25 protein-coding genes and 1 tRNA gene are annotated in these 21,789 nt (G+C 56.8%); 6 read left to right on the forward strand and 20 right to left on the reverse strand.

The annotated features are described in order from the left end of the window. Positions 1–71 precede the first annotated feature (71 nt). The 8 genes from AC0JZ1_RS15405 to AC0JZ1_RS15440 form a co-directional block, all read right to left on the reverse strand. Positions 72–875, reverse strand: coding sequence for a purine-nucleoside phosphorylase (locus AC0JZ1_RS15405; protein ID WP_471883201.1), 804 nt, complete (start codon positions 873–875; stop codon positions 72–74). Further along, positions 872–1,264 carry a cytidine deaminase gene (locus AC0JZ1_RS15410; RefSeq protein ID WP_471883202.1) on the reverse strand — a complete coding sequence of 131 codons (393 nt, stop codon included), beginning with the start codon at positions 1,262–1,264 and terminating at the stop codon, positions 872–874. The genes AC0JZ1_RS15405 and AC0JZ1_RS15410 overlap by 4 nt, the downstream gene beginning before the upstream one ends. A 6-nt stretch (positions 1,265–1,270) precedes the next feature. Beyond that, positions 1,271–2,242 carry an ABC transporter permease gene (locus tag AC0JZ1_RS15415; protein WP_471883203.1) on the reverse strand — a complete coding sequence of 324 codons (972 nt, stop codon included), beginning with the start codon at positions 2,240–2,242 and terminating at the stop codon, positions 1,271–1,273. A 10-nt stretch (positions 2,243–2,252) separates the two neighbouring features. Next, a complete protein-coding gene (locus AC0JZ1_RS15420; RefSeq protein WP_471883204.1) occupies positions 2,253–3,356 on the reverse strand; it encodes an ABC transporter permease in 1,104 nt (367 codons plus the stop codon). A 115-nt stretch (positions 3,357–3,471) separates the two neighbouring features. Next, a complete protein-coding gene (locus AC0JZ1_RS15425; RefSeq protein ID WP_471883205.1) occupies positions 3,472–4,983 on the reverse strand; it encodes an ABC transporter ATP-binding protein in 1,512 nt (503 codons plus the stop codon). 79 nt (positions 4,984–5,062) lie between these two features. After that, a complete protein-coding gene (locus AC0JZ1_RS15430; protein ID WP_471883206.1) occupies positions 5,063–6,055 on the reverse strand; it encodes a BMP family lipoprotein in 993 nt (330 codons plus the stop codon). A gap of 237 nt (positions 6,056–6,292) precedes the next feature. After that, positions 6,293–6,946, reverse strand: coding sequence for a peptide-methionine (S)-S-oxide reductase MsrA (msrA, locus tag AC0JZ1_RS15435; RefSeq protein ID WP_471883207.1), 654 nt, complete (start codon positions 6,944–6,946; stop codon positions 6,293–6,295). Positions 6,947–6,982: 36 nt separating this feature from the next. Next, positions 6,983–7,297: a hypothetical protein gene (locus tag AC0JZ1_RS15440; RefSeq protein ID WP_471883208.1), complete on the reverse strand. Its 315-nt coding sequence runs from the start codon at positions 7,295–7,297 to the stop codon at positions 6,983–6,985. Positions 7,298–7,512: 215 nt separating this feature from the next. Between AC0JZ1_RS15440 and AC0JZ1_RS15445 the strand changes: the two genes are divergently transcribed. Beyond that, a tRNA-Ser gene (locus AC0JZ1_RS15445) sits at positions 7,513–7,602 on the forward strand. Between the two features lie 42 nt (positions 7,603–7,644). On the opposite strand, the gene AC0JZ1_RS15450 is transcribed toward AC0JZ1_RS15445, so the two are convergent. From AC0JZ1_RS15450 to AC0JZ1_RS15485, 8 genes are all read right to left on the reverse strand, one after another. Then, positions 7,645–8,358, reverse strand: coding sequence for a phosphatase PAP2 family protein (locus AC0JZ1_RS15450; RefSeq protein WP_471883209.1), 714 nt, complete (start codon positions 8,356–8,358; stop codon positions 7,645–7,647). Between the two features lie 22 nt (positions 8,359–8,380). After that, positions 8,381–9,196 carry a DUF1206 domain-containing protein gene (locus AC0JZ1_RS15455; RefSeq protein WP_471883210.1) on the reverse strand — a complete coding sequence of 272 codons (816 nt, stop codon included), beginning with the start codon at positions 9,194–9,196 and terminating at the stop codon, positions 8,381–8,383. Positions 9,197–9,267: 71 nt separating this feature from the next. Further along, positions 9,268–10,269 carry a DUF3618 domain-containing protein gene (locus AC0JZ1_RS15460; RefSeq protein WP_471883211.1) on the reverse strand — a complete coding sequence of 334 codons (1,002 nt, stop codon included), beginning with the start codon at positions 10,267–10,269 and terminating at the stop codon, positions 9,268–9,270. Then, complete coding sequence (locus AC0JZ1_RS15465) at positions 10,269–10,685, reverse strand: phage holin family protein (RefSeq protein WP_471883212.1); 417 nt, start codon at positions 10,683–10,685, stop codon at positions 10,269–10,271. Before AC0JZ1_RS15465 ends, AC0JZ1_RS15460 begins: the two co-directional genes overlap by 1 nt. Next, complete coding sequence (locus AC0JZ1_RS15470) at positions 10,678–11,319, reverse strand: nutrient deprivation-induced protein (RefSeq protein WP_471883213.1); 642 nt, start codon at positions 11,317–11,319, stop codon at positions 10,678–10,680. Before AC0JZ1_RS15470 ends, AC0JZ1_RS15465 begins: the two co-directional genes overlap by 8 nt. Before the next feature lie 72 nt (positions 11,320–11,391). After that, on the reverse strand, positions 11,392–11,796 hold the full coding sequence (locus AC0JZ1_RS15475) for a DUF2177 family protein (protein ID WP_471883214.1): 405 nt from the start codon (positions 11,794–11,796) through the stop codon (positions 11,392–11,394). Positions 11,797–11,855: 59 nt separating this feature from the next. Next, on the reverse strand, positions 11,856–12,512 hold the full coding sequence (locus AC0JZ1_RS15480) for a ChrR family anti-sigma-E factor (RefSeq protein ID WP_471883215.1): 657 nt from the start codon (positions 12,510–12,512) through the stop codon (positions 11,856–11,858). After that, complete coding sequence (locus AC0JZ1_RS15485) at positions 12,509–13,090, reverse strand: sigma-70 family RNA polymerase sigma factor (RefSeq protein ID WP_471883216.1); 582 nt, start codon at positions 13,088–13,090, stop codon at positions 12,509–12,511. Before AC0JZ1_RS15485 ends, AC0JZ1_RS15480 begins: the two co-directional genes overlap by 4 nt. Before the next feature lie 211 nt (positions 13,091–13,301). Here AC0JZ1_RS15485 and AC0JZ1_RS15490 point away from each other — a divergent pair, with 211 nt between their 5' ends. Genes AC0JZ1_RS15490 through AC0JZ1_RS15500 form a run of 3 tightly spaced genes read left to right on the forward strand, consistent with a single transcriptional unit; the run spans position 13,302 to position 16,654 of the window. Further along, positions 13,302–14,645 (forward strand): NAD(P)/FAD-dependent oxidoreductase, encoded by a 1,344-nt coding sequence (locus AC0JZ1_RS15490; protein WP_471883217.1) that lies wholly within the window; start codon positions 13,302–13,304, stop codon positions 14,643–14,645. Next, positions 14,642–15,421 (forward strand): DUF1365 domain-containing protein, encoded by a 780-nt coding sequence (locus AC0JZ1_RS15495; protein WP_471883218.1) that lies wholly within the window; start codon positions 14,642–14,644, stop codon positions 15,419–15,421. The genes AC0JZ1_RS15490 and AC0JZ1_RS15495 overlap by 4 nt, the downstream gene beginning before the upstream one ends. A gap of 15 nt (positions 15,422–15,436) precedes the next feature. Then, positions 15,437–16,654, forward strand: a complete 1,218-nt coding sequence (locus AC0JZ1_RS15500; RefSeq protein ID WP_471883219.1) for a class I SAM-dependent methyltransferase — start codon at positions 15,437–15,439, stop codon at positions 16,652–16,654. Positions 16,655–16,705: 51 nt separating this feature from the next. On the opposite strand, the gene AC0JZ1_RS15505 is transcribed toward AC0JZ1_RS15500, so the two are convergent. Further along, positions 16,706–17,059, reverse strand: coding sequence for a winged helix-turn-helix transcriptional regulator (locus AC0JZ1_RS15505; protein WP_471883220.1), 354 nt, complete (start codon positions 17,057–17,059; stop codon positions 16,706–16,708). A gap of 119 nt (positions 17,060–17,178) precedes the next feature. Between AC0JZ1_RS15505 and AC0JZ1_RS15510 the strand changes: the two genes are divergently transcribed. Beyond that, positions 17,179–17,631, forward strand: a complete 453-nt coding sequence (locus tag AC0JZ1_RS15510) for an ester cyclase (protein WP_471883221.1) — start codon at positions 17,179–17,181, stop codon at positions 17,629–17,631. Positions 17,632–17,732: 101 nt separating this feature from the next. Here AC0JZ1_RS15510 and AC0JZ1_RS15515 read toward each other — a convergent pair whose 3' ends face one another. Further along, positions 17,733–18,518, reverse strand: coding sequence for an SDR family NAD(P)-dependent oxidoreductase (locus AC0JZ1_RS15515; RefSeq protein WP_471883222.1), 786 nt, complete (start codon positions 18,516–18,518; stop codon positions 17,733–17,735). Between the two features lie 156 nt (positions 18,519–18,674). Between AC0JZ1_RS15515 and AC0JZ1_RS15520 the strand changes: the two genes are divergently transcribed. Then, a complete protein-coding gene (locus tag AC0JZ1_RS15520) occupies positions 18,675–19,616 on the forward strand; it encodes a nucleoside hydrolase (RefSeq protein WP_471883223.1) in 942 nt (313 codons plus the stop codon). Between the two features lie 40 nt (positions 19,617–19,656). Here AC0JZ1_RS15520 and AC0JZ1_RS15525 read toward each other — a convergent pair whose 3' ends face one another. Continuing rightward, entirely contained in the window at positions 19,657–20,580 is a 924-nt protein-coding gene (locus tag AC0JZ1_RS15525; RefSeq protein WP_471883224.1) for a pseudouridine-5'-phosphate glycosidase, read from the reverse strand. 3 nt (positions 20,581–20,583) lie between these two features. Continuing rightward, on the reverse strand, positions 20,584–21,705 hold the full coding sequence (locus tag AC0JZ1_RS15530) for a carbohydrate kinase (protein ID WP_471883225.1): 1,122 nt from the start codon (positions 21,703–21,705) through the stop codon (positions 20,584–20,586). Positions 21,706–21,789 lie beyond the last annotated feature (84 nt).

Here is a 21,789-nt window from a genome sequence, read left to right on the forward strand (position 1 = left end):
TCAATCGATGAGGCGCAACCCAATGCGCTTGATGCATTAAACAGCTTCGCCACCTTGAGCGAAGCAACGGCTTAAGGAATTTGATCCTGGCCGAACATGGCTTTCAAAATCTCGGCGAGACGCCTTCCGCCCTTGGGCGCCATTTCCTTGGTTTCTTCATGTGACAGTTCATTTCCAGTCATGCCCGCCCCATAATTGGTGATGACGGAGCATGCGGCAACCCTCAAACCAACATGACGCGCGAGTATGACTTCTGGCACAGTGGACATTCCAACGGCATCGGCACCCAAAAGTCGCGCCATGCGAATCTCTGCCGGTGTCTCGAAGCTCGGGCCCGAGAACCACATGTATACGCCCTGAAACAAGGGGTTTCCCGTGCGAATGGAAGCATTGCGAATAGCAAGCGACAGAGCCTCGTCATAGGCATTGGTCATGCCCACGAAACGGCGGTCTCCGCCTGTTCCAATCAGCGGATTCATGCCGGAAAAATTGATGTGGTCAGTCAACTGCATGACCGATCCGGGCGGCATATCTTCCCGCAACGATCCAGCGGAATTCGTCAGAATGAGCGACTGCACACCCAGACCCTGCAGCACTTCGATGGGAAAACGCATGGCTGCCGCGTCGCCATGCTCATAGTAATGCGCGCGACCGGACAACATGATGACCGGGTGCTTGCCAAGAACGCCTGCGACCAGTTCTCCCGCATGGCCGGTCACACCGCTTTTGGGGAATCCCGGTAGTTCGGAATAGGACAGGCGAATGGGATCGGCAATTTCACCCACCAATGAGCCAAGACCAGAGCCCAAAACAATGGCATGGCGCGGCATCAAGCCGTCGAAGCGATCAACCAGCAGATCGATGACAGACCTCATCCAAGGATCTCGGTCTTGAAGGAGAAGGGCAAGAGCTCTTCCATGGTCATGGTCTTTTGCACTCCCACCTCGTCGCACAGGTAGACACGTGTCTCAGGACCGGCAAATTCGGCGATCTTCTGGCGGCAACCGCCGCAGGGCGGGCAGAGCGCCAGCTTTTCGGCGATGACGGCCAGTTCGACGATTTTGCGACCACCACCCATCACCATGTTGCCGATGGCCGTAGGCTCAGCGCACCAGCCTTGGGGAAATGACAGGTTCTCGATGTTTGCGCCAACATAGACCTTGCCATCATCGGCACGAATGGCGGCACCCACCGGAAACTTGGAATATGGCGCATAGGCCTTCGACATCGCATCGCGTGCCGCTTCGAAAAGATCGTGGGACATGGAAACTCAACGCTCCTTCGTATAAGGCACGCCACCTGCCTTTGGCGGATGCGCAATACCGATGAACCCTGCCAGCAGAATACAGGTGAGGATATAGGGCAGTGCCTGGAAAATCTGCACCGGCACTTCGCCAATGCCCGGGACAGCCTTGCCCTGCATAAAATTGGCAAAGGCATCAAGGAAGCCGAACAGCAGGCAGGCAAACATCACTGGAACCGGCTTCCATTTGGCAAAAATGAGCGCGGCAAGCGCGATATAGCCCTTGCCCGCAGACATATCCTTGATGAAAGCGGCCGATTGCGCGATTGAGAGATAGGCACCTGAGAAACCGCAGAGGAAGCCTGCGACGATGACAGCGCGATAACGCAGCCATGTGACGGAAATGCCCGCCGTATCCACCGCACCGGGGTTTTCACCCACGGCACGCAGGCGAAGACCGAAGCGTGTGCGGAACAGAACCCACCAGGAGATTGGAACGGCAGCGAAGGCCAGATAGGTCAGGATATTGTTGCCGGAAATGACATTGGCATAGAGCGGGCCGATGTAGGGCACATCACGCATGGCATCGGCAAAGGGTAGGATGATGGGCGAGAAGCGCGCCTCACCAGCCAGCTGCGGTGTGCGCCCGCCCTGCCCGAACCAGGCTTGGCCCAGAACAATCGTCAGGCCCGCCGCCACGAAGTTCAGCGCCACCCCGGAAACAATCTGGTTGCCACGATTGGTGATCGAGGCAAAACCGTGGATCAGCGAAAAGACGATCGAGACGCCAATGCCGCCCAGAAGGCCAAGCCAGGGATTACCTGTAATGTAGGCGACGCAGGCGGAGGCAAAAGCTGCCGCCAGCATTTTTCCTTCCAGGCCGATGTCAAACACACCTGCGCGCTCAGAAAACAGGCCGGCTAGGGCTGTAAACAGCAGCGGGATCGACAGGCGAATGGTCGAGCCGAGGATGCTGACGACGATATCGAAGAAATCCATGACGTCCTCCTCAGGCTCGTTTGAAACGCTGGTACAGCGTAACCATGGCTGGTCGGAACATATATTCCAGCGCTCCCGCAAAAAGGATCACCAAGCCCTGGATGACCACGATCATTTCGCGTGTGATGTTCGGCATCTCGAAAGAAAGGTCAGCCCCTCCCTGATAGAGAATTCCGAACAGGAGGGCTGCGAAGATTATGCCAACGGGATGACTGCGTCCCATAAGCGACACAGCAATACCGACAAAGCCCGCGCCACCGACGAATTCCACCTGAAGGCGCGCAGATGCACCCATGACCGGGTTCAGCGCCATCATGCCCGCAAGACCACCGGAGATCAGCATAGCGATGATAACCGTGCGCGAATAGGGAATGCCTGCATAGACGGCAGCGGATGGGCTGATGCCGAGTGTGCGCATTTCATAGCCCAGCTTGGTGCGCCAGATCAGCAGCCACACCAGAAAGCACATCACCAAAGCGATGATGAAGGACACATTGAACGGAGCCGGGCCCAGCTTTGCACCGAATATTGCCATCAACCAATCCAGCTTCGGCAATTGGCCACCAGGAAGGAAGGTGCGCGTTTCTGGTGCCATCTTGCCCGGGACGATGAACACATTCACCAACAGATACACCATCAGCGCCGCAGCGATGAAATTGAACATGATGGTGGTGATGACGACATGGCTACCGCGCTTGGCCTGAAGCCAGGCTGGAATGAAGGCCCAACCGGCACCGAAAACCGCAGCTCCGATGACGGCAAACGGCATGGTCACATACCAGGGAACATAGTGGTCGAGCGAAAGCGCCACGAGTGCGGCACCCAAACCACCGATATAGGCCTGCCCTTCAGAACCGATATTGAACAGTCCCGCATGGAAGGCCACTGCCACGGAGAGGCCGGTAAAGATAAAGCTCGTGGTGTAGAACAGCGTAAAGCCGATGGCGTCGCCGCGACCAAGCGCCCCCTCAATCAACAGCTTCAACGCCTCGATTGGGTTTTCGCCGATCCACCAGACCACGATGCCTGAGATGAAAAACGCCACGATCAGATTGAGCAGCGGTATCAATCCGTATGTGATCCAATTGGGAAGGGGTACGGAGGCGGTGCTCATAGGCAGCTTGTCCTGAAACGCAGAATGCCACGGAAAATCACTGCTGCGTCCGTTGGCTCATGGCTGAAAGAGTAATGGGTGCTAGCACGAAGGCTGAGGTATGTAAGTTTCGCGCTCATGCAGCAATCCCCGCCATCATCAGGCCCAAGGTCTGCTCGCCTGCATCAGCGGTCTTCTCGCCGACCACCTTGCCCGCGAACATCACGATGATGCGGTCGGAAAGCGAGCGAATCTCATCAAGTTCCACGGAAACAAGAAGAACGGCTTTCCCGGCATCGCGCATATCGACGATACGGCGGTGAATGAACTCGATAGCACCGATGTCGACGCCGCGTGTCGGCTGACCGATGATCAGCGCCTTTGGATCGCGCTCGATTTCACGCGCCACGACGATCTTCTGCTGGTTGCCGCCAGAAAAGTTTGCCGTCTTTAGATGTGGGTTCGGCGGGCGAATATCGTATTTCTCGATCTTCTCCACCGCTTCGGCCTCAATGGCTTTCAGGTCGAGCAGCGCACCTTTTCCGTATTTTGGATCGCGATGGTAGCCGAGCACGGCATTCTCATATTCTTCGAATTTCAAAACGAGGCCCATGTGGTGCCGGTCTTCCGGGATGTGGGCAAGACCTATATCGCGAAGGCGCGCCGGGTCCGCTCCCGCAATTGGTTGTCCGTCAATCAGGATTTCCCCGGAGGATGGCTTGCGGATACCGGCAATGGCCTCCAGCAGTTCGGACTGCCCGTTTCCTGCTACGCCTGCGATACCGACGATTTCCCCTTCGCGCACGTCGAAGGAGACATTATCCACCATGGTCACACCACGGCTGTCCTTAACTGTGAGATTTTTGACCGATAGCAGAACCTTGCCGGGATTGGCTTCGCCCTTTTCAACGCGCAGGAGCACACGCCGGCCTACCATCAGCTCCGCAAGTTCTTCCACCGTGGTTTCAGCCGTCTTGCAGGTGGCCACCATTTCACCGCGACGCATGACGGACACTTCGTCTGTAATCGCCATGATCTCGCGCAGCTTGTGCGTGATGAGAATGATCGTCTTGCCCTGATCGCGCAGCACCTTCAACACCTTGAACAGGTGGTCGGCCTCCGCTGGCGTCAACACGCCGGTCGGTTCATCGAGGATCAGAATATCCGCACCCCGGTAGAGAGCCTTCAGGATCTCCACACGCTGCTGCGTTCCAACCGGCAGATCCTCGATTACAGCATCCGGATTGACCTTCAGGTCATATTCGCTTTCCAGGCGCTTCAATTCCTTGCGCGCGGCAGAAACCCCCTTGGCCAGCAACTGCCCGCCTTCTGCGCCCAGCATGATATTTTCGAGAACCGTGAAGTTCTCAACCAGCATGAAATGCTGGTGCACCATGCCGATGCCGGAGGCGATCGCAGTCTGGCTGTCCTTGATGCTCAGGGCTTGGCCATTGATACGGATTTCGCCGCTATCAGCCTGGTAAAAGCCATAGAGGATGGACATGAGCGTGGATTTCCCAGCACCATTCTCACCAATGATGCCGTGGATCGTGCCCTTCTCCACCTTCAAATTGATATTCTTGTTGGCATGAACAGCACCGAAGCTTTTATCGATGCCCACCAGTTCAATTGCTGGATTCTGGCTCACGCGCACTGCCTTTCTTTCCGGAAGCCGGACATGAAGAGGGCGTATGATGCAGATAACACCATACGCCCCTTGTTCTTTCTTACATCGGGCAGCTGTTGTCCGACATGTAGTCGTGAACCTTCACGGTTCCGGCAATGATATCAGCCTTGGCCTTTTCAACCGCGGTCTTCATTTCCGGTGTGATCAGCTTGGCATTGTTATCGTCAAGAGCATAAGCCACGCCGTCTTCCTTCACGCCGTTGCTCTGAATGCCGCCGGAGAACTTGCCGTCCGCAGTATCCTTGTAGGCGTTGTATACGGCGAGATCGACGCGCTTGACCATGGACGTCAGAACGGAGCCTGGGTGCAGGTGGTTCTGGTTGGAGTCAACGCCGATGGAATATTTCTTGTTGTCGGCTGCGGTCTGGAGCACGCCGAGACCACTTGCGCCTGCTGCTGCGTAAATCACGTCGGCGCCCTGGTCGATCTGGTTCTTGGTCAACTCACCACCGCGAACCGGGTCGTTCCACGCCGCACCCGTGGTGCCGATCATGTTCTGCAAGTATCCGATCTTCGGGTTCGCTGCCTTGGCGCCCTGCGCATAACCGCAGGCAAACTTGCGGATCAACGGAATATCCATGCCGCCGACGAAGCCGACCTTGCCGGATTTGGAAGCCATGCCGGCGAGAACGCCGACGAGATAGGAACCTTCTTCTTCCTTGTAGACGACCGAGCGAACGTTCGGCAGGTTCACGACGGAATCCACGATCACAAACTTGGTGTCAGGGAATTCACCGGCAACCTTTTCCATGGCGGACGTCCAGGCAAAGGAAACGGCCACGACAGGGTTGAAGCCTTTGGACGCGAAGTTGCGAATGGCCTGCTCGCCCTGTGTATCGCTGGTAGGCTCGAAATCGCGGTAATCGGTACCGGTTTCCTTCTTGAACTTCTCAGCACCCTGATAGGCTGCCTCGTTGAAGGATTTATCGAACTTGCCGCCGGTGCCGTAAACCAGCGCCGGCTTCACATCGGCAGCCAATGCCGTGGTGGAAAGCGCGGCCATCGCAAGGAGAGTAAGAAGGGATTTCTTCATCGTGCAGCCCTATTATTTTTACAGTTCATCGTGGGTCCCCCCGCACGCCCATCAGGGCATGTCTGCGGATGCCAGCTTTGTTATTATGCCTGGCGAGGCCTTATCCTTGCATGGCTTCAATCGAAATTCACCAGAAATTTTTCAACTGGTAAAAAAGGCACGACTTGACCACGAACTGCGCAGAAAGAGCGGCGGAGCTGCACACTGCCGCCGCTATCTGCTGAAAGTTTCGTCAGTTCATTCGCCATCAGGGCAGGAAACGCCCGTACCCTTCAAGCCGCAATAGCCACCAGGGTTCTTCGCCAGATACTGCTGATGATAATCTTCCGCATAGAAGAACTCTTCGGCAGGAGCAATTTCGGTCGTGATCTTCGACGTCTTTCCGGCAGCCTCAAGTGCCTGCTGGAACCGATCCCTCGCAGCCTTGGCCGCATTCAGTTGTTCTGGCGTTGTCGTATAGATCGCCGAACGATAGGTCGTGCCAATATCATTACCCTGGCGCATACCCTGCGTCGGGTCATGCTCTTCAAAGAAGGTTTTCAACAGCGTGTCATAGCTGATGACGGCAGGATCAAAGACAACCTTCACGATTTCCGCATGCCCGGTCATGCCGGTGGTCGTCTCATGATAGGTGGGGTTTTTCGTGATGCCACCCTGGTAACCGACCGCAGTGACCCAGACGCCCGGCATTTTCCAGAACAGGCGTTCCGCGCCCCAGAAGCAACCCATGCCCAGATAAGCAACGTGCATATTATCGGGATAGGGACCTTTTAGCGGATTGCCATTGACGAAATGATGCGTCGCCGTCGGCAAAGCCTCATCACGGCCAGGCAGCGCCGTATCACTGGTTGGCATCACCGTCTTCTTGTTGAACATATCGATGAGAAACATCATGAACCTCCTTCAATATGGCGCATGCGAGTGTTGCTAAACGAGCAATGGTTCCGCGCGGCGACGTCGATAACCGATCATCCAGAATACGAGAGACAGGCCAAGCAGGACCACGAAGGCCGGCTGCGCAATCACAATGGCTGCACCGCTGCGCCAGGCTTCAGGGTGAATGTAGTGTTCCACCCATTGCTTTACCAGTGCGAGCGTCGAGGGGCTGAACGAGAGCCAGTCGGTCTCGAAACTCGTCAACGTCACCTTGAAGGACGCGACAGACGCGATCGAATCCACCGTGCCTGCAGCAATAGCCGCTAGAAGACAAAGCAGGCTGAGGAAACGGAAGAAAAAGGCCATGGGCAAACCCGTTCAGCTCAAGTTTCGGCGGTATGGCGCCAAACCTATACGTGTCATCAAGGGTTGGCAATCAGGCCAATTGCCCGCCTAAGCGTCTCTCGGCTGTGGGTGGAGTCATAAATCTTTCAAAAGCGGGTTGATCCTTTGAAATTCATAGGTATATATCCGCCCCGACCGCTGCTTCGCGAGACTTTCCGACGCAGCCCTTGGATCAAGGACAGGTGGCCGAGTGGTTGAAGGCGCACGCCTGGAACGCGTGTATACGTGAAAGCGTATCGAGGGTTCGAATCCCTCTCTGTCCGCCATCCACTCTTCCTTCTTAAATATCATTCGCAGACCGGTCCGCTTTACGCCTCAGGCTCCGGCCTAGCTGAGATATAGCGCCGCGCAACCAGCCAGCAGCCAACGGCCCAGGCAGCGCCCGCGCACCAACCACCCAAAACGTCCGTTGGATAATGAACACCAAGAAAAATACGGCTGATGCCGATGATCAGCGTCAGGAATAGCGCAGTACCGATCATGAAAAGGCGTGTTGCCGGGGTTTTCTGCGTGCGTGATAACAGGGCACCAAGTGTAAGATAGGTTACCGCAGAAAGCATGGCGTGGCCGCTTGGAAAGCTCAGGTCACTCACATCCACCAGATGCGGAACGATATCCGGTCGCGGTCTTGCAATGGCAATCTTCAGTGCTGAGCTTACGAGCCACCCCCCAAGAATAGAGCAGGCTGTGAAGATGGCGATGCTGAAGCGGCGTGACAACAGGAGGTAGGCGGTTGTGAGGCCTGTCATCAAAGCCAGCACGGTCACGCCGCCAAGCGCGGTTATATCCTTCACCGCATGGGAAACCCAGAAGGGACCGATGGTTTGACCCAGGTTATCTGTTTGCCGCAGCAGAAGAAGCAGGGTTTCATCCAGCGCATGTGTGTCGCCCTCCAGAACTTCCCCTGCGATCGTCGCGAACAGGAAAAGGCCGCCAGCCAGAATGGCGAAAGAGATGAGGGTGACAAATTCCACCCCACGCAGGCGTTCTATGAAATACCCTGTTACCTTACCTTGCAGCATTCAGATTCCATATCCTTCTTAATCAAATAGGCAGCGCACCTCGCGCCTCGGCCATGCTTGGCGGTGTAATCTTGCGGTAACGCGCTTCGACAAAGCTGTATAAACCGAAACTACCAAGGCCAAGCCCCATCAACACATAGAGCAGTCCGCCAAATGGCAACTGCCGCACCCATGTCAGCGCATCAGCCATGCTTCCTGCCTGAGCAGGATCGACCGTAAACGCGGCGTAGAAAAAGAACGTGCTGATAATGAGAAATACGCATCCCTTGGCAATCAGGCCAAAGACGCAAAAAATGTCGAGAGTGGAATGTGCGCGCGCATCGAAAGACAAATATTTGTGATAGCCTCTTGTTACGGCCTTCACGATATGGGCAATTCCCGCACCGAGGATACATGCGGCGACAATCGCAACCAGAACTCGGCCCAGCGGTTGCTGCATCAGCCACGCAGTCCAGCTTTTGGACCCGTCACCAGACCCACCTCCACCTAGCTCCAAAGCATGCCCGCCTGCGAAAATGGCAAGACCGCCATAGGTAATTGCGCTCACGAGCAGACCCGCGCGCACCACATAACCTTTAAGATTATCCGGGTGGTGATCTGCGTTACTCACCGCCTGAATGAGCCGCCAGAGGATAAATCCCACCATCGCAACGGCAACGATACCCAGCCAGACCCGTCCTAGCGGTTGGCTCAGAACCAGTTGAAGCGCCGATTTGGAATCAGGGCTGCCACCACCGAGGCTGCCGAGCAAAGCCATCAGGCCGACAAGCACATAGACAAGGCCCCGGGCCGCATATCCAGCACGGGCGAACAGTTCAAGTTTCCGTGTCGTATCCATTCGCCAATCCATCAAAGCATAAGGCCCGTCAACGTTTGACGGGCCTTTATTGTTGCAAGCTAATATAGAATTCAATGCGGGCGAGTGGCCTGGGAGCCATTGCCGTTCTGTTGGAATTGGTGAGCCTCTTCGGTAATGCGCTCCTTGGCAGCAGCGTGAACATCGGAGGCAACAGCAGCGGCAGAACGAGAAACGTCCGTGGCTACCGCTTCAGCTCGATCAAGCGCATTGGACGCCTGCGCAGCAACCTTGCCCCTCACCTGATCGGACATTTCGCCCATCATTTCATCTTCGCGTTCAGTGCGCGGCAAGGTCGCGCCGATTGCTGCACCCACGGCGAAGGCGAGCGCACCCCCAACCAGCGGCTGGTCACGGAACTGGCGCATGATCGTTTCATTCAAAGCCTGAGCCGAATCGCGTACAGAAGCACCCATATCCATGGAAGCCTTGCCCGCGGAGCGGCCTGCTTCCGAGACGTGGCGGGTCGCCCGTGCAGCCGAATGCTTCAGATCTTCCCAGGAGGCAGCGATCCAGCCGGAAGCATCGTCAAACAGCTTGCCGGTTTCGTCGCGGATATCATGCATCTGCCTGCCAGCTTTGTCCGCAAAACCTCGATAGCTACGGCCAGCTTCATCCGTGAAGTGACCTGCACGTCGGCCTGTTTCATCCGTCAGCGCCTTGAAGCGGCTGCCGGCCTCGTCGGCGAAATGGCTGTAGCGATGCGCACCATCCTGCTGCACTGGGCCGGTTCGGCGAACAGAACCTGTCACTGGCGCAAGCGGATGCTCCACGTCACGAACCTCGGCCGTTGTCGTGGTTCTCTGGCCAGACATCAGCCAGGCAAGGCTCACACCCATCAAAGCAACGGGAATGGGGTTCGTCTTCATGGAGGTGGTGAAGTTCGATAAAAACTCGCCGCCGCCGCTCGACTTGGCATAGGCTAAAGCTTCGTCGATCATCTGGCCCGGAGACATGCGGCTCTGGATTTCATCCAGCTTGGCACCGATACGCTCGCGGTCTTTCTCGATCTCGCGTTCAATCTCTTCCGGCCGTGCGTCGTTTGTATAAGACATCAGGTTCTCTCCTTCAGCACCTGGGCATCACGACGCAGTGACGTCGCGGTGCGATCCATCGTCATCGAATTTCCCTTGAGCACGGAAAGCCCGCGTGAAATCATGCCCCAGCCGATCAAGGCTACGATGACACCCACGACGACTGCGGCAATGGCATCGGCATTACGTTCGGCAAACCCCATGTTCAGCAGCAGCGCCGAAAGGCCACTCACCACGGCGGCCAGAAGAACGCCGATGGCACCAATGGCAAAGACGAGACCAGCCGCGAGCATTTCCACACCGCTCATGGCGCGAGAGACCTTTTCGGAGGCTTCTGCCTTGGCAAGGTTGATTTCCTTGCGAAATAGCCCGGATACATCGGCAACCAGGCCTGTCACAAGTTCTGACAAGGGACGATTATCAGTCTGGTTAGACATTGGATGCTCCCGTGCTGTTCAGGGTTGCGGAGGGGGAGGACTTAAGGCTTTCTGCAGGTTTCACGGCGGCGCTCGTTCTGTGCGGCGTGTGCGAGGCCTGGCGACTTGCCGATGCGCCGATAAAGCGACTGGCAGCCAGACCCGCCATGGCGGCAAGGCTTAGGAAAGCGAGCGGCTGGCGACGACCGAAGTCTTCAGCCATACCGGCTACTTCGCTCATGTTCTTGCCCTTGATGTCTTCCGCGAAGCGCTGAACGGTCTGCCCCATCTGGCGAGCAACACGCCCGATCTCCCGGTTCTCGCCCTGCTCCAGTTCGGAGCCAACCCGTTGGATGGCATCAGCGATGCCTGCCACGCGCTCAGCAGCATAGCCTTTTTGCTGCTCGGCCATGTCTTGCGCCTTGGCGCTGGCATGGTCCATCTGTTCCTTCGCCATATCGCGCACGGCGTGCACGTCGTCCTGCACCTGTTGGCGCAGATTGGCAGGAGTTTGAGCCTGAGGCTGGTTCTGTGGAGCAGTGGATGAGACAGAGGTACGCGGCGCTTCCGGTCTCAAATTGCCATAAGTGGGGTTGGAACTGGGGGTGGGGTTAGGGCGGTCACCCCCGAAACTTGTCGGGTCCCTGTCTGCCATGAAACTCTCCTGTTGTTGGTACGGGTGATGACCGACCGAACAGGAGTCCTGCTGGAATGTTCCAAACTTGAATTAGCCGATAAATTTCCGCGTGATGAGCAAGCCGAGCGCCGCTGCAGTTCCGCTCAAGACCGTCCCCCAGGCCATATCCACGAGACTCATGGCAAGCGGCCAATTTTTTAATGTCGAAAGGTTGGTGATGTCATAGGTGCCGTAAGCAATCAGGCCGAGGATTGCGCCAGCCAAAAAGGCTTGGCCTATGCTGCCACCGGAGAGATAAGGCTGCACCGCAAAATAAACGAGGCCGGCGACATAGATGAGGTAGAAAATGCCTGCTGCGACAAAATCCGGTCTGTCGCGCATCATGTCGCCCAACTGGCTGCGATAGAATGTGGTTGCAACTTTGCCGAGCCAGATAAAATCGAGGCCGAAGAACACGGCCGCGGTTGCGAGATAAGCAACAAGATAAACGAACATGGGAGCTTTCCTCTCGCACCAAGCGAAAGGGCGACATTGCGTCGCCCCTTTCTAATTCATCAGATTTTCAGGATCGGCTGGATCATGCGAACGATCCAACTGGAGAATTTGAGTGGTGCCTCGGTGACCGCAAGACAGATACAGTCTTCGCCTTCTGTTGCCGTTGGCGTATGAAGGAGACTGCCGTCTGCCTCCTCCAGATCCCCACGCGCAAACAGGTCTTCGCCGTCGTGGAAGCTGCCTGCCAGCACAAGCGTCAATTCGCGCCCGTCATGCGTATGTTCCGGCACCGGCTTGCCCGCCGGAATACGCAAGAGCCGGACCTGTGTTTGAGGATCAGCGGTATCAATGCGAATCTGGTAGGCCCCGCGACCAAGCGCCTTCCACTTCAGGCTGGAGGTATCGCCGCCCACATAGGAACGCAGCGGTTCCGGGATAATACCTTCTGACGCAACGATAGGAGGGCGGGAAACGGTTTGCGGCGTTTCACCATGCAGACGCGCCTTCATGCGCTCCCAATCTGAATCCGTTACCGAGCCTGCACCATTCATCTTGTCGAACAGAGCGCCGGCGGCACCTTCTATGGCATCCAGGCGTCGCCGTGCCTGTGGGCAAAGCGCCAAATGCGTCGCAATCGCCAGGCTCCAGCCTTCGGAAAGGTTGCCGGATGCATAATCCAGCAGAAGCTCGTCGCTCACTTGATGCTTCACACTCATCGTAAAGCCTCCAGCGATGTGCGCAGTTTCTCAAAAGCAAGGCGAATGCGCGATTTTACGGTTCCGAGTGGTATGCCCATGTCTTCAGCAATCTGCGAATGTGAGGCTTCTTCAAAAAATGCCCGCTTGAGAACATCCAGCTGTTCCGGCGGTAACGTGTCCATTGCCTTGCGCAACAGTTCGGCGTCCTGGCGTCCTTCCATCTCCACATCGGCAGGCGGAACGTCATCCTTCACGAATGCCGGATCGTTTTCATCAAACACAGGTCGTTTGCGGCGAAACGCATCAATCCGCTGGTTGCGGGCAATCGTGAAAATCCAGGCCGAGACATTGCCTCTGGCAGGATCGAATTGGACCGCCTTGTTCCAGACGGCTGTCATGGTTTCCTGCATCAGTTCTTCCGCGAGCTGCGTATCGCGGGTCTTCATCGACATGAAGGAACGAACGCGTGGCCCATAGTAGCGGAACAACACCTCGAAGGCGTCGACATCCCTGTCCTGGCCCACCTTTTGCAGCAGCCGTGAGAGGTCAGTCGTGGTGAGGTCTCGATCCGTCGAATGTAAATCAGTCCGTTTCATCCGCTGGCCATGCTGAACGCGTGCACGCGGCTTTACCGCCGCTAGTTTTTCGTTGTGGCACGTCCTTGCCGAGATGGAAACAGTCAAGCTCATGCAGGGAATTACGCCGTGGACGCGAAGGCGGATCAGCAGAGAAAAGAAATTTTAAAAACGATCCGTTTTTTGCTGCCCCGCGTATAGGCAAAGCATAGGTAAACAATGGAAATTGAAAATGGTTTCATCCTCGGCAGGAAATCGTCGTATCGCTGTCATCGGCTCCGGCATCAGCGGTCTTTCCGCCGCTTGGCTGGCGGCGCATTCCAACCGGGTCGTTCTCTATGAAGCGGAGAACAGGCTAGGCGGGCATTCCAATACGGCCATCGCCCCAACGCCCTATGGCGATATTCCAGTCGATACGGGCTTCATCGTTTTCAACGATAAAAACTATCCAAACCTCGTGGCAATGTTTGAGCATCTGGGCGTTCAGACCCAGGCCTCGGACATGAGCTTTGCCGCCTCCATCGACGATGGCCGCTTTGAATATTCCGGCACCGGGTTAAAGGGCATCCTTGGGCAAAAGACAAACGTGCTGCGCCCGCGCTTCTGGAAAATGCTCTCAGACGTCCTTCGCTTTTACAAGGAGGCAGAAGGGCTGATGCACCGCCGCGATCTGGAGCAGTTGACGCTGGGCGAATATCTGGAGCGCGAGAATTATTCCGACGCCTTTATTCAAGATCATCTCTTGCCCATGGGTGCTGCCATCTGGTCGATGACGACCGTGGATATGCGCGCCTATCCGCTACACGCCTTCATCCGCTTCTTTGTTCACCACGGCCTGATCCTCCTCAAAGGCCGTCCTCGCTGGCGCACAGTCACCGGCGGAAGCCGCGAATATGTCGCGCGCATCGCGACAGATTTCGCGGGCGAAATACGACTGTCCTCGCCGGTTGCCCGCATTGAGCGCATGGCGAACGGCGTCATCGTGACAGACCGATCCGGCCATGCGGATCGTTTCGATGACGTGATCATCGCCACGCACGCCAATGATGCGCTCGCCATGCTGGCGGATGCAGACCCTATCGAGCGGCGTATTCTTGGCTCTTTCCGCTATACGGATAATGTGGCTGTGCTGCACACGGACGAATGCCTGATGCCGAAGCGCCACAATGTCTGGTCCAGCTGGAATTATATTGGTGGCAAAAAGGATCGCGAGGGTGCACCGCTTTGCGTGACCTATTGGATGAACCGTCTGCAGGATCTGGAACCCCGACATGATATGTTCGTGACGCTGAATGCTTGCCGCACCATTCGCGAGGACAAGATCATTGCCTCCTACAATTACAGCCATCCGCTATTTGATATGGCGGCCATGAATGCGCAGCGCGATGTCTGGGAGCTGCAAGGCCGTCGAAACACCTTTTTCTGCGGTGCGCATTTTGGCAGCGGCTTCCACGAAGACGGCCTTCAGGCAGGCCTTGCCGCTGCTGAAGCAGCCACTGGTACGCGTCGCCCCTGGCAGGTTGAAAACGAATCCGGCCGCATCTTCACCGGCTCATTGCTGGCGGCGGCGGAATGATGCTCCAATCAGCCATATATTTCGGCACGGTGGTCCATGCCCGTCACCGACCGAAACAGCATCGGTTGCGCTACAGCGTGTTTTCGCTGCTGCTGGATCTGGATGAGCTGGAAACCCTTTCCAGCCGCCTGAAACTCTTCGGCCACAACCGCCGCGCTCTGTTCAGCTTCTACGACAAGGACCATGGCACCGGCGAGGAAAAAGGTCTTCGTTCCTGGGTGGAAAATCACTTGGGCGAAGCGGGCATTGCGGCGCATCCGGCACGTATTCGCGTGCTCTGCTATCCGCGCATTTTTGGCTATGTGTTCAATCCACTCACTGTCTACTTCTGCGAGGATGCTGATGGGCAGCTGATCGCCCTGCTCTATGAGGTTTGCAACACCTTCAACGAGCGCCATACCTACATCATTCCAGCGGAAACTTCCGCGGGCGGCGCCATTCGCCACGCCTGCGCCAAAGCCATGTATGTCTCGCCCTTCGTGCCCATGGACTGCACTTACGAATTCGATATTCTGCCACCTCAGAGCAAGGTGAAGGTGGCAATCAACGAGCGGGACCAGGAGGGGGATCTGCTTTTTGCAAGCTTCGTGGGCAGCCGGAGCGACCTGACGGATAGAGTGCTTGCCCGCGCATTCATCACCTACCCGTTGATGACCATGAAGGTCATGGCGGGCATTCATTGGGAGGCGTTGCGCCTTTGGCTGAAAGGCGTGCCGATCTTTCGGCACAAGCCTGCGGCCAGCCGCGTAACAAGCTCTGTAGAACCGTCTGTTTGAGTGGAGGATTGCATCATGACGCATGCAGGACACGGAGATCCAGCTTTCATCACCGAACGCAGACCGTTTTGGGAGCGGATGCTCTGCCGTATGCTGGAGCGCACCAGACAGGGCCGTCTTACCGTGATCTTCCCGAGCGGGCGTGAATACCGCTTCGGAAACTCCTCCTCCTCCCACAGCGCCACCATCTGCTTCAACAATCCGCGCGCGCTTCGCCGCATCATCTCTGGCGGCGGGCTTGGCTTTGCCCGCGCCTATATGGATGGAGATTGGACGACGCCTGATCTCAATTCCGTTCTCGATCTTGCCTTGGCTAATGAAAGGGATTGGGCAAAACTTGCCAAGCCCATGGCGCTGATGGCCCGCCTTGCCCATCTACGCCACCGCCTGCGCCGCAATTCCAAGGCCGGAAGCCGTCGCAATATTTCTTTCCATTACGATCTGGGCAATGATTTCTACCGCCTCTGGCTCGATCCCTCGATGACCTATTCCTCCGCCATCTTCCGCCGCGAAGATGTAACGCTGGAGGAAGCACAGCACGAGAAATACGCCCGCATCATTCGTGACCTGAACATCAAGCCGGATGATCATGTGCTGGAAATCGGCTGCGGCTGGGGCGGCTTCATGGAACAGGCCCTCCGCGAAACCGGCTGCCGGGTGACGGGCCTCACTCTCTCGAAGGAACAGGCCGCCTTTGCCACCAAGCGCCTGGCCGATGCCGGCCTTTCGGAAAAGGGCGAAATCCGGCTGGAAGACTACCGCGATGTGCGCGGTCAGTTCACCAAGATCGTCTCCATCGAAATGTTCGAAGCCGTAGGCGAAGAACATTGGCCGATCTATTTCGAACAGGTGCGCGAGCTTCTGGTGCCGGGTGGCGAAGCGATGATCCAGGTCATCACCATCGATGAAAGCCGCTTCGAACATTACCGCCGCCACGCGGATTTCATCCAGACTTATATCTTTCCCGGCGGCATGTTGCCCACCATCACCAATTTCGGCGAAATTGCCGAAAAGGCGAAGCTGAAGATGCAGGATTGCTTCCGCTTCGGACGCGATTACGAAAAGACTCTCCTCCTCTGGGACCGCGCCTTCCAGAGCGCCTGGCCCCGCATCCTGCCCCAAGGCTTCGATGAGCGCTTCTACCGCATGTGGCACTATTACCTGCACTACTGCGCCGTCGGCTTCCGCACGGGCCGCATCGATGTGGCGCAGTTCAGGTTAGCGAAGGGGTGAGTTGGGATCTTGTAGAGCAATCTGCGGCATGCGCTTCGATGCAATGAAGCGTCAGCAGTCAACTTTCGGCGCTGACGCTAGCATCTCCATGACTTTCGAGCGGTTCTCATTGCCCCAGTCGCACAGCGGAACGAGGGCTTCCACAAGCGTCTTACCGAAAGGTGTTAGTTCATAGTCCACAACTGGTGGTACGCGCTTATGGTCTCGTCGAACAACAACGTTCAGTGAGACCAGGTCGCGTAATTGCTGAATTAAAACCTTCTCGCTGATACCTTCAACGCGTCGCTTCAACTCTGAAAAACGTGTCGGGCCACCCTGTACATGGTACAAGATCAGTGGTTTCCATTTACCGCCGACGACCGCCAGCGAAACGTCCAATCCGCAAGGCGTATCACTCTTAACCATAAAAATCTTACACTTACCTTTTTGTAGGTTCTACCTCTGAAGTAATTGCCTGCTTATGTAAATCCCTAGTCTGCTGCTTCACTCTCGCAGGCAACGGAAACAGCAAGAGGAATTTGCCCATGAGCAGCCCTACCCAATTGATCAGAGAGCTTTATGCAGCCGCAGAAGGCCTGACCCTGGATCTCAAGAAATTCGTGTCCTGCTTTTCGGATGACAGCTACGTTCGCAACGTTCCGACGGGGCAGGAATTTCGCGGCGAAGAGATCGCTATGGTCGCAAGCGGTATGGCCGATGCGTTTCCGGATGTTCACCGGGAAATCTTCGATATTTATGAAATGAACGATGTTATCGTTGTTGAGCTCGCCATCCAAGGTACGCACCAAGGGGCTTTGGTGACGCCCGGTGGAACAATCCCCGCAACCGGGAAAACAATCGATGTTCCCTGCTGCGACGTCTTCCACATCAAAAATGGGAAGGTCATCTCATTCCACTGCTATAACACCGCGTCCGTCATGATGCAGCAACTGGGCATTCCGGGTGCTTCGACACCACAAGGACAGTCGGCAACTTGATAAACTTGCACAATCCAAAGTGCAGGAGGAATGAAAAGCCCATTTGGGTGGCAGTGAGGTGTAGTTGATCAGAAGGTGCGATAAGGCCTCCCCTTGCGCCTTTACCGCTTCCGCAACATCTTCCGAGTCAACGCAAACTGCATCCTCCTCGGAAGCGCGTGCAACAGCTTGATCGCCACTGCCATCTTCCACGGAAAGATGATCTCGTAGCGGGAGGTTTTGAGTCCGTTGACGATGGCTTCTGCGGCCTCTTCCACTGATATGAGGAAGGGCATGGGGAAATCGTTCTTCTTGGTCAGCGGGGTATCGACAAAGCCGGGGTTGATCACGCGAAGTCGCACGCCTTCGCGCTCCAGTTCCGGGTACAGCGCTTCGCAAAGATTGTTGAGCGCCGCCTTGGTAGCGCCGTAAAAGCCGCCGCCGGGCAGGCCCACATAACCGGCGACTGATGCCACCACACAGATTTCGCCACTTCGGCGGGCAATCATATCCGGCATCACCGCTTCCAACGTATGTGCGGTTCCCACCACGTTGAGGTTCATGGTTTCGCTGAGCGCCGTGCTGTCAAATCGGCGAACGCTGTCGCGCTTGTAGCTTCCTGCGGAAAAGATCGCGAGATCAATGGGGCCGAGTCTCGAACGAATGACCTCGACCACCGCTTTTGAGGCAGCAAGATCTGTCACGTCGAGGGGGAAGGCAAACAGGCGGTCCGGCATTTCCGCTACTAGTTCATCCAGCTTCTCAGTGCTTCGTGCGCTCACCGCCACGCGGAAGCCATCGCGTGCCAGCCGTAGCGCAACCGCACGGCCAATGCCGGAGCTTGCGCCGGTAATCCAGGCAATCTTGCCCTCGCTCACTCGTTCTGAAACCGACATGCTCTCGCTCATGAATGCCTCCATTTGTCACTCATTACGCATGAGGAGAGGATTGGTTCTCTGCCTGCGTGCGCCGCAAGCCATTTGGCCGCTTGTCGCAAGGCGTTTGGCGTGGCACATCCATCGCTTCATTCTTATCAAGACGAATGCGAGACCGAGAGACGAGCTATGCCGCAGAAGATCATTATCGACACAGACCCAGGCCAGGATGATGCTCTGGCCATTCTTCTGGCGCTTGGCAGTCCGGAATTGCAGGTTCTCGGCATTACGGCCGCCGCTGGCAATGTGCCGGTCACGCTGACATCGAAGAACATTCGCAAGGTGTGCGAACTGGCCGGACGCTCTGACGTGAAGGTGTTTGCCGGTTGCGAAGGACCGATGGAAGGCACGCTGTTCACAGCAGAATATGTGCATGGCGCAACGGGCATGGATGGTGCGGACCTGCCGGAGCCTACAATGCCGGTTCAGGCGCAGCATGGTGTCGATTTCATCATCGAAACCGTGATGAACAATGAACCGGACACTGTCACCCTCTGCACGCTTGGGCCTTTGACCAATCTTGGCACGGCGCTGAAGCGCGAGCCGAAGATTGCAGAGCGCATTCAGCAAATCGTGCTGATGGGCGGCGGCCTGTTCGAAGGCGGCAATGTTACACCTGCGGCGGAATTCAATATTTTTGTCGATCCGGCGGCAGCCAAGATCGTCTTTGCCTGTGGCGCACCGATTGTGATGATGCCGCTTGATGTCACGCACCAGACCTTGACAACCGCCAGCCGGGTTGAGGCCATCAAGGCGCTCGGCACGCCACTTTCTGAGGCTGTCGTGGGCTGGCTGGAATTTTTCGAGCGCTTCGATGAGCAGAAATACGGAACGGATGGCGGACCACTGCATGATCCGAACGTGATCGCCTACCTGCTGAAGCCGGAGCTTTATTCGGGTCGCCTCTGCAATGTCGAAATCGAAGCAGACTCCGCTTTGACCAAGGGCATGACAGTTGCCGATTGGTGGGGCGTAACCGACCGCCCGAAGAACGCCACCTTCATGCGCGGCGTGGATGCGGATGGTTTCTATGCGCTGCTGACGGAGCGCTTAGCGCGTCTTCCGGCTTGAGATAACAGGCAGGCGGCAATGCCGCCTGCCGCTTTTTGGCTTACTTCTTCTTCAGCGCCGAATAGGCAACGGCCATACGGGCCGCGAGTGCCGCATTGTTCTTCACCAGCGCGATATTGGCCTTCAGGCTCTCGCCCTTGGAAAGCTCGTTGATCCGCGCCAGCAGGAAAGGCGTCAGTTCCTTGCGGCCAATGCTGCGCTCTTCCGCTTCCCGCACTGCATCTGCAATCGTGCCATCGATGAAATCATTGGAAAGCGCTGCTTCTTGCGGGATCGGGTTAGCAATCAGCAAGCCCGTGCCAGTGCCCAACTGGTGGTGCATGTGCATGGCGCTGGCAATGTCTTCCGCTGAATCCAGGCGGTGATCTGCCTTGAAGCCGCTCGTGCGGGTGAAGAAAGCCGGAAACTCATCCGTGCCATAGGCAATCACCGGAACGCGCTGCGTTTCGAGATATTCCAGCGTCTTGGCAATATCGAGAATGGATTTCACGCCCGCGCACACAACAGCCGTCTTTGTGCGGCCAAGCTCTGTCAGGTCGGCGGAAATATCAAAGCTCTGTTCCGCGCCGCGATGAACACCGCCCACGCCGCCAGTTGCGAAGATATCGATGCCTGCCAGATCCGCCATCAGCATGGTGGCGGAAACGGTGGTGCCAGCAGAAGCCTTGCGCACCATGGCAACCGCCAGATCGCGACCGGAAGCCTTCACCACGCCCTTGGCCTGCGCCAGTGCTTCCAGCTCCGAGCGCTCAAGGCCAGCCCGCAATTCGCCATCGATCACGGCAATGGTTGCTGGCACGGCACCGTTCTGGCGCACAACATCCTCAACCGCCAGCGCCGTTTCCAGATTGGCCGGGTAAGGCATGCCATGGGTGATGATGGTGGATTCCAGCGCCACGACGGGGCCACCAGTAGCCAGCGCATCGGCCACTTCGCGGCTCAGCTTTGGTTTCAACAGGCTCATGTTTCACATCCTTTCCACCGGCTTCAGCCGGTGCATGTTCGCTTCCACGAAGCGGGGAGAAAGTTCCGGGTGAACGCTGGCAGCGCTTTCCGTGGTCAGTGCACCAAGCAGTGCGCCGATCCGGGCCGCATCTGCGGCAGTTTCACCGGCCAGCAGGCGGCTTAATGTTCCAGCAATCATCGCATCGCCCGCTCCGGTCATTTCCACCGGATGCGCTGTGACAGCCTCAACATGCTGTACGCCTTGCGCATCCGCCACTACCACACCCTGCGGGCCGCGCGTCACAATTGCATGGGCAACACCCGCCTCAATGAGGGCAAAGGCAGCAGCCTCGGTCTGATCGAAAGGGCCTTTGCTCTGACGCTTCAACAGCGCATTGGCTTCATCGAGGTTCATGAACAGGTAATCGACCCCGCGCAGGTCATCCGGCAGGCGCATGACCTTGTGGGTGGAAACCGCATCGAAAGCGAGACGGAACCGTGCGTCGCGGCGGCGCTCGATCAAGAGCCGCAGCGTTTCCTGCGGCATGTTACAATCGCAAAAGACGAGACTTGCAGAGGCAAGATGCGGCCAGACGCGATCCAGTTGCTCGGGGCGGAAGAGATCGAAGATCCCCATATCCGCAAGCCCCATCACGAGATCGCCCTTCTCATCCAGAATAGCCGCATATTCCGCCGTGGGTTTCTCGGCGGAGGTCGCCACCTGGCTCACATCAATGCCGCATTGACGAAGATGCGCCAAAAGCGCTGCCGCCGTCTCATCACTGCCAACCATGGAGATGAAGCTGGTGGATACGCCAAGCAGAGCGAGATTTTCAGCCACATTACGGGCCACGCCGCCAAAGCTGCGCATGCCATCCACTGGGTTTGATGTTTCTGGTACCAGTGCCTGGCGGGCGCGATATTTCCGGTCAAATACCGCTCCGCCCATGCAGACTGCCCGCGAGGCTTCCGGCAAAACGTAACCGCGCCCAAGGATGAAACCTTTCTGCACGAGTGACATGATATGCGCGGCAACTGTGGAACGCGCCAGCCCCAAGGCATCGGCAATGTCCTGCTGCCCGACAAACGGATTTTCCTGCACCATTTTCAAGACAGCCGCTTCTTGCGGCGCAAGTTCGCTCATCAGGCAGTCCTCATTGAACGGCCCTTCATACAACATTTGTTTATTTTGTAAACATGTGTTTTAAAGTTAGTGTTTTCTCATATT

Source organism: Affinirhizobium capsici (assembly GCF_977018625.1).